Below are 7,497 nucleotides of genomic sequence, written 5' to 3'. Positions count from 1 at the left end.
CATCCTGAGCCAGGATCAAACTCTCCATAAAAATTTATGATGTTTGATTAGCTCATAATACTAAATAATGTTTGTAACATTTAAGTCACTTTATTGGAATTAACGTTGACATATTGTCATTCAGTTTTCAATGTTCATTTCAAACAGTTACATTTATTAATTATATCAACAATCATTATCTTCTGTCAAGAACTTTTTTTCATTTTTATTAAATCGAAATTTGTTCTCTTCAAAACTCAATTGATTATTTCAACAAGTGATATCTTATAATGTTTTGTTTTTATTTTCAATAGTCAAAATTACACTTTCTTAACATTAAGTTAAAAAACTTAATCAACCGTTTCAAAAATGTTTCTTTTGTTTTTGACGACTTTTACATAATAGCAAGTTTGTAATTAGACGTCAATCATTTATTATATAGAATTATGTTTAATTTTATACGTAAAATGTATTCTTTAACGTTAAAGAGTATTATTTATATTAATTATATTGAGTTTTAGGACTCTTCTCATATTAAATAAGGTAAATATTAAGTTAGGATTATTAATTATTTGTGATTTACCCATCGTCTTCGCTCTCGTAAAAGTAATTACTATATTAAGCATTCTAATAGTTAAATATATTATATTCTTCCTTTTTGTTAATCACTAGCCTACTCGAATTAGTTTAATTTATATTATTGTTATTACTTATTTACTCGCATGTATTTTATGATCATTCAGTTTATATTAATTTATCACTGTTAATCTTTAAATTTGGAGCTTTTTATCTATTATAAAAGAAAAAACACAATGAATATTTTAATCCATTGTGCTACTAATAATATTTCACTCATTATTGTTCTTCTTTATCTCTGCATTCTTTACATATTCCATATATTTCCATACGGTGATGTGTTACGTCAAATTCCGTAATATGTTGAGCAAGTTGTTCAACTTCATCCAATTGTGGATAATGGAAATCGACAATCTTTCCACATTTCTCACAAATAACGTGGTAATGATTATGTGTATTAAAATCAAATCGGCTGGATGAATCTCCATATGTTAATTCTTTAACGATACCGATATTTTTAAATACTCTTAAATTATTATAGATAGTCGCAACACTAATATTTGGAAAATCAGGTGAAAGTGCTTGATAAATTTCATCCGCTGTTGGATGTGAATGAGAAGTAATTAGAAAACGGATAATTGCTTGTCTTTGCGGTGTAATTCTTACTCCTGCTTTTCTAAGAGCTGCAATTGATTCTTCAAGTTCATGTTCTATCGACTCTATCTCCGCACTCATTATATTCACCATCTTTCTACATAAGAATTATTATTACCTTATATTAATATAACTGTTCAGAAAGCTTAATGTCAATAAGTACGCTAGTATTCTACTAATATCCCTTATCAAGATCAACTAAATTCTCATTTATCCCCTCGTTATTGAGAAAAGATTTCAAGTTTCTTTCGAATATCTGTGTAGAATCTTTTTTAATATTGTAATCATTTCCAGTGATATGTGCGGTTATTGTTACATTTTCAATATCATAAAGTGGGTGTTCCGATGGTAAAGGTTCATTTTCAAAAACATCTAAATAAGCATGACGAATAGTTTTATTTCTTAATACTTCTAAAATGATTTCTTCAGCTACTATTGTACCTCTACCAACATTAATAAATAATGTTTCATTATCCATACGTTCAAAGTGCTCCTTATTTAATAAATGATAAGTCTCCTTTGTTTCGGGCAACGTATTAATGATAATATCCGCTTCACTTTGACTTAGAACATTATCTAATTCTTCTATTTTATATATTTGATTAAAATCTTTCTTTTCTTGTCCTGATTTGCTAATACCAATAATTTCTACCTTAAAGGGTTGTAATAATCTAGCAGCTTCTTGAGCTAGTGCACCAGTTCCTAAAAACAATAATTTTGCTCCGCTTAGGCGTTTCCCAGTTAATTTAGAGTCATAGATATGATGTTGTTGGTTGTTATATGATGTACGCATTTTTTTATAATCGTCTAAGATGAATGCTAATATAAATTCAGATAATTGCTTAGCTTGAACACCCCTACTATTAGTTAAGATTATATTTCTATCTTTAATATATTGCAATGGTAGGTTATTTACACCAGTAGCGTACCAAGCTATCCATTTTAATTTCGGACAATCCTGAAGAAACGCTTTATCGACTTTACCGTCATAGCCTATCAAGACGTCTAATGTAGCTTTTAAATGCTCTGGTATTTCACTAGCTTTGTTAAAGAAAGAAAACTTCAATTCTGGGTATTTATCAATGAGATATTTCTCTATATCGCCTAAGCGTTTTAAACTCACAATTTTCATAATTCTCACCCCAATATTTGTTTTAAGATTTCCATTTATGTTTTTACTTTTACTTTCTCGATAACATCAATAATATATCCTTCTTCATCAATTACAAATGTAGTACGCACAATTCCCATGCTTTCTTTACCGAATGAGCGTTTAAGTTGGTACACGCCCAGCTCTTTAGAAAAGTGGTAATCTTCATCAACCAGTAAATCAAAGTTCAAATTATTTTTCTCAATAAAATTTTGATGCTTTTTCTTAGAATCACCACTTATGCCAAATACTTTAACATTTAAATCATTAAAATTAGATAAGTTATCTCTAAAATCGCAAGCTTCCGTAGTACATGTAGGTGTATTGTCGCGTGGATAGAAATATAAAATAGTCTTACTCCCCTTAATTGTATGGTTTGTAATCCAATCGCCTTGTTGGTTTTCTAGCTTAAATGTTGGTAATTTATCGCCCTTTTTTAACATTGTTTCACCTATTTCTTAATATTGTTATTTATATGATACGATAGTAATGAATATTATTAAAATAAGAGAGGTTGATAATAAATGAATTTCACAGAGAGTGAACGTCTCCAAGAATTATCTAATGAATATATCTTAGGTGGTGTAAACTCACCTTCACGTTCTTATAAAGCAGTTGGTGGCGGTGCACCAGTCGTGATGCAAGAAGGGCACGGAGCTTATTTATATGATGTAGATGGCAATAAGTTTATCGATTACTTACAAGCTTATGGTCCTATCATTACTGGCCACGCACATCCTCATATTACTGAAGCTATTCAAGATCAAGCAGCTAAAGGTGTTCTTTATGGTACGCCAACAGAACTAGAAATTGAATTTAGTAAAAAATTGCGTGAGGCTATTCCTTCTTTAGAGAAAATTAGATTTGTAAACTCTGGAACTGAAGCTGTCATGACAACTATTCGTGTTGCACGCGCTTATACTAAACGTAATAAAATCATAAAATTTGCTGGTTCATACCATGGTCATTCCGACTTAGTATTAGTGGCTGCTGGCAGTGGTCCTTCACAATTGGGTTCTCCAGACTCAGCTGGTGTTCCTGAAAGCGTCGCTAAAGAAGTTATTACTGTACCATTTAATGATGTTGAATCTTATAGAGAAGCTATGAAACATTGGGGCGATGAAGTAGCTGCAGTATTAGTTGAACCTATTGTAGGTAACTTCGGTATGGTAGAACCTCAACCAGGATTTTTAGAAGAAGTAAATAAAATCACACATGAATATGGAGCATTAGTAATATATGATGAAGTAATCACTGCATTCCGCTTCCATTATGGAGCAGCACAAGACTTATTAAATGTTTACCCTGATTTAACAGCTTTCGGGAAAATTATTGGTGGCGGTCTTCCAATTGGTGGATATGGTGGACGCCAAGATATCATGGAACATGTTGCGCCTTTAGGTCCGGCATATCAAGCAGGAACGATGGCTGGTAACCCTCTATCAATGAGAGCCGGTATTGCCCTATTAGAAGTTCTTGAGCAAGATGGCGTATATGAAAAGTTAGATGCCCTGGGCAAACGTCTAGAAGATGGATTAAATAAATTAATCGAGAAACATAATATTACCGCTACAATTAATAGAGTTTATGGTTCATTAACGCTCTATTTCACTGACGAACACATTACTCATTATGAACAAGTTGAAAACTCAGATGGGGAAGCATTTGGAAAATTCTTCAAACTTATGTTGCACCAAGGTATTAATTTAGCACCTTCTAAATTTGAAGCATGGTTCCTTACAACGGAACACACTGAAGAAGATATCGACAAAACACTCGAAGCTGCAGACTATGCATTTAGCCAAATGAAATAATCAGTTAAAAGATTTTTAAATCTAGCATCTCAGAGTTTAACATTAAATTAATCTACTAAATTGTTAACTTTAAATAGTATCTCAATTTAGTAGATTTCTTTATTTCTTCAATATAAAACTTGTATAGGTTCTTATTTCAAGTGTATACTAAATTCAATGTTATTAACTATAAATAAATTTTAAAGGAGCGTTATAGTTGAGGCTAGGAGCTCGTATACTTAAGACTGGTATTGCAATCATCCTTGCTTTGTTCATAGCTTCTTTCTTACCTGATGATGTCGGTTTGAAATCTGTAGCAGGAATTAGTGCGATTGTAGCAATGCAACCTAATATTTATCGCTCTATTAAAACAATCTCCGAACAAGCTACAGGTAACATCATTGGCGCTATTCTCGCAGTTATAATGGTCACTATATTTGGTAAAAATATAGTCATCATGGGTGTAACTGTGATTCTATTAATCGCCATTTTATACAAGTTGAATTTAGCACATGTTGCTACATTAGCTGGAGTTACTGCGCTTATCATTATGGGGCAACACACTGGTTCTTTTTATGTAGCAGCTGCATTTAGATTTATTTTAGTCATGATTGGTGTAGTAAGTGCTTCGGTGGTTAACTTAATTTTTCTTCCACCAAAATTCGAAACGAAAATTTACCATAATTCAGTGAATATAGCTTCTGATATATTTATATGGTTTAAACTTGTATTAAACGATGCCTCTGACTATCATCAGATTAAAGAAGATGGTGAACAGATAGAATCACGCATATCGAAACTCGAACAAATTTTCAACTATTACAATGAAGAGAAAGCTTTAACTAGGAAAGCTACTTTTCAACAAAATCGAAAGAAAATCCTATTTAAAGAAGTAGTGGGTACTACTAGACAAGCCTATGAAGTTTTAAATCGTATGGCGCGTTATCAAAATGATTTGCATAGTTTAAATCATAATCTCATTTTCCAAATTAAATTAGAATTAGATTCTTTAACAGCATATCACGAACAAATATTGAAAAGTTTATCAAAAAAAGCGCGATATAATGTTGAACATTTTGATAATCAAATTAGAAACCCACAAAAGAAAGATCTTATGGATGCCTTCCAACAACAACTTATTCAAAATCCATATCAAGTAGAGTATTCTTATTCAAATATTATGCAAATCATCGCAACAATAGAGGAATATCGTTACTTTTTAGAACATCTTGATCGTTTAAGACTGAGTTTCTTTACTTATCACCGTAATGATACGGATATAGATATTGCAGATGAAGACTTTGATTTATAACTTAAAAAGTAAGTAGTTTATATAGCTCTCGGATGAAACACGTAAAACAAACAAAACGATAGGCTAATATTAAGTAAGGCGTAGAGTTGATTCACGATTGAATCTTCTCTACGCCTCTTATTTTAGGGTTTAAGTCTCTCACTCTGTAATATTTTATAGATTTTGAATACTATATAGGTGTTCATAAGCGCCTTTTTTAGCAATAAGTTCTTGATGTGATCCTGTTTCAACGATTTGACCATTTTGCATAACAATAATCTTGTCAGCATGAGTAATCGTTGATAGTCGATGGGCAACGATAAGCGTTGTACGATTTTTACTTAATACATCCAAGGCTTCTTGAATAATTGCTTCACTTTCCAAATCAAGCGCACTAGTTGCCTCATCTAAAATTAAAATTGGTGGATCGTTTAGGAAGATACGTGCGATAGATAGTCGTTGTTTTTGACCACCAGATAATTTAACGCCTCGTTCCCCTACTTCTGTATCATAACCATCTTGTAAGTTCATGATAAAATCATGTGCGTTGGCCATTTTAGCGGCTTTAATAATTTCTTCTTCTGTCGCATTTGGTCGTCCAAGTAAAATATTTTCTCTAACCGTATCAGAGAATAACACATTATCTTGTTGTACCAATCCTATTTGATTTCTTAAACTACCTGTTAAGAAATCTTTAATATTATGGCCATCAATTAGAATTTCACCTTTCGAAACGTCATAGAAACGTGGTATTAGATTAATTAATGTCGACTTACCACCGCCACTCATTCCTACAAATGCTACGGTATCACCTTTATTGATGTTAAGATTAATATCTTTTAAAATTGTTGCTTCATTTGAATTATATTTGAAACTTACATCTTTTAATTCAATATGGCCTTCTTTAATTTCAATTGGCTGTGCCCCAACTCCATTTTTAATATCATAATCTTCATCTATGAGTTGGAAGACCCTGTCCATAGAAGCAAAACTTTGGGTTAAGGTAGTAAACGAAGCTACTAATCTTCTTAAAGGGCCAAAAAGTTGTTCTAAATAACCAACGAAAGCTGCTAACGTACCAACTGTAATCGAACCATTAATCGCTAGGTAGGCACCTACTCCAATGACGATAATTGGCCCTAAGTCTGTAACAGTATTAATAGCAGCGAAAGAATAGGCATTCCATGATGTATGCTGGAAAGCTTTATTTAAGAAGTTTTTGTTCTTTTGATCAAAGTTCTGAGCTTCATTATTTTCTATCGCAAAGCTTTTAATAACAGACATGCCTTGAACACGCTCATGTAGAAATCCTTGAACTTCTGCCAACGCTTGTGAACGTGTGCGGGTTAATTTTCTTAAGCGTCCAAAGAAAAAATATACTGTCAAAATATAGAATGGGAAAATGATGAGCGCAGCAAACGTCAATTTAACATCTAAGAAGAACATGATCGTTAGTGCAATAATGATAGTGATACAGTCTAACCAAATGTTCATTAAACCTGTTAAAATAAAGTCTTTCGTTTGTTCTACATCATTAATAACCCTTGAAATGACTTGACCTACTTGATTATTAGCATAGAATCTTGCACTTAATGCTTGTAGGTGGTTGTATAATTGTTTACGAATATCATACAAGATTTTGTTACTTGTCCATTGCGCTAAATACTGACGTAAATACTCGATTGGTGGTCTCACAATTAAGAATATGAATAAAGCAATCCCAATAGCGATGCCAAGATGTTGGAATTTCTCATTTGTTGAAAGCGCATGATTATTAATTACGCCATCAATAGCGTATTTAATTAATAATGGAATTAACATCGGTATGCCGAATTTAATAATACCAATTATAATGGTGGCAATAATACGATATTTATATGGTTTTACAAACTCTAAATAGCGTCGTATCATTCCAATCCCCCCTTATGTCGCTCTTATTTACTAAATGAAAATTAATAGAGGTTGAAGACTTAGTATTACAAACTACAACGTCTATAATAATAAAGTCATTTCAACCTCTAACTATTATCACTCAAGTACTATAAAACAAATAA

6 protein-coding genes are annotated in these 7,497 nt (G+C 31.9%); 2 read left to right on the top strand and 4 right to left on the bottom strand.

Going from position 1 to position 7,497, the window contains the following annotated elements; genetic code table 11:
• Positions 1-834: 834 nt before the first annotated feature.
• From perR to bcp, 3 genes are all read right to left on the bottom strand, one after another.
• The gene (gene perR / locus CD147_RS06930) at positions 835-1,290 is read right to left on the bottom strand and encodes a peroxide-responsive transcriptional repressor PerR (protein WP_103166691.1); all 456 of its coding nucleotides are present in this window, start codon (positions 1,288-1,290) and stop codon (positions 835-837) included.
• Between the two features lie 94 nt (positions 1,291-1,384).
• A complete protein-coding gene (locus CD147_RS06925; RefSeq protein WP_103166690.1) occupies positions 1,385-2,341 on the bottom strand; it encodes a phosphoglycerate dehydrogenase in 957 nt (318 codons plus the stop codon).
• Between the two features lie 35 nt (positions 2,342-2,376).
• Positions 2,377-2,802 carry a thioredoxin-dependent thiol peroxidase gene (gene bcp / locus CD147_RS06920; RefSeq protein ID WP_103166689.1) on the bottom strand — a complete coding sequence of 142 codons (426 nt, stop codon included), beginning with the start codon at positions 2,800-2,802 and terminating at the stop codon, positions 2,377-2,379.
• Positions 2,803-2,883: 81 nt separating this feature from the next.
• On the opposite strand from bcp, the gene CD147_RS06915 reads away from it, so the two are divergent.
• Together CD147_RS06915 and CD147_RS06910 are read left to right on the top strand one after the other, a co-directional pair.
• A complete protein-coding gene (locus tag CD147_RS06915) occupies positions 2,884-4,173 on the top strand; it encodes a glutamate-1-semialdehyde 2,1-aminomutase (protein WP_103166688.1) in 1,290 nt (429 codons plus the stop codon).
• Between the two features lie 196 nt (positions 4,174-4,369).
• Positions 4,370-5,464: an FUSC family protein gene (locus CD147_RS06910; RefSeq protein WP_103166687.1), complete on the top strand. Its 1,095-nt coding sequence runs from the start codon at positions 4,370-4,372 to the stop codon at positions 5,462-5,464.
• Between the two features lie 153 nt (positions 5,465-5,617).
• Here CD147_RS06910 and CD147_RS06905 read toward each other — a convergent pair whose 3' ends face one another.
• Positions 5,618-7,354, bottom strand: coding sequence for an ABC transporter ATP-binding protein (locus CD147_RS06905; RefSeq protein ID WP_103166686.1), 1,737 nt, complete (start codon positions 7,352-7,354; stop codon positions 5,618-5,620).
• Positions 7,355-7,497: the final 143 nt, after the last annotated feature.

This window comes from Staphylococcus devriesei, assembly GCF_002902625.1.
In the GTDB taxonomy this organism is placed as follows: Bacteria; Bacillota; Bacilli; order Staphylococcales; family Staphylococcaceae; genus Staphylococcus; species Staphylococcus devriesei.
The sequence above is the reverse complement of the archived record's forward strand: the minus strand, read 5'-3'. Positions and strand labels throughout refer to the sequence as shown.

Bases quoted from the DNA above. Each gene is read 5' to 3' on its own strand.
- perR (WP_103166691.1), bottom strand. From the start codon at position 1,290: ATGAGTGCGGAGATAGAGTCGATAGAACATGAACTTGAAGAATCAATT.
- bcp (WP_103166689.1), bottom strand. From the start codon at position 2,802: ATGTTAAAAAAGGGCGATAAATTACCAACATTTAAGCTAGAAAACCAA.
- CD147_RS06915 (WP_103166688.1), top strand. From the start codon at position 2,884: ATGAATTTCACAGAGAGTGAACGTCTCCAAGAATTATCTAATGAATAT.
- CD147_RS06905 (WP_103166686.1), bottom strand. From the start codon at position 7,354: ATGATACGACGCTATTTAGAGTTTGTAAAACCATATAAATATCGTATT.
- CD147_RS06925 (WP_103166690.1), bottom strand. From the start codon at position 2,341: ATGAAAATTGTGAGTTTAAAACGCTTAGGCGATATAGAGAAATATCTC.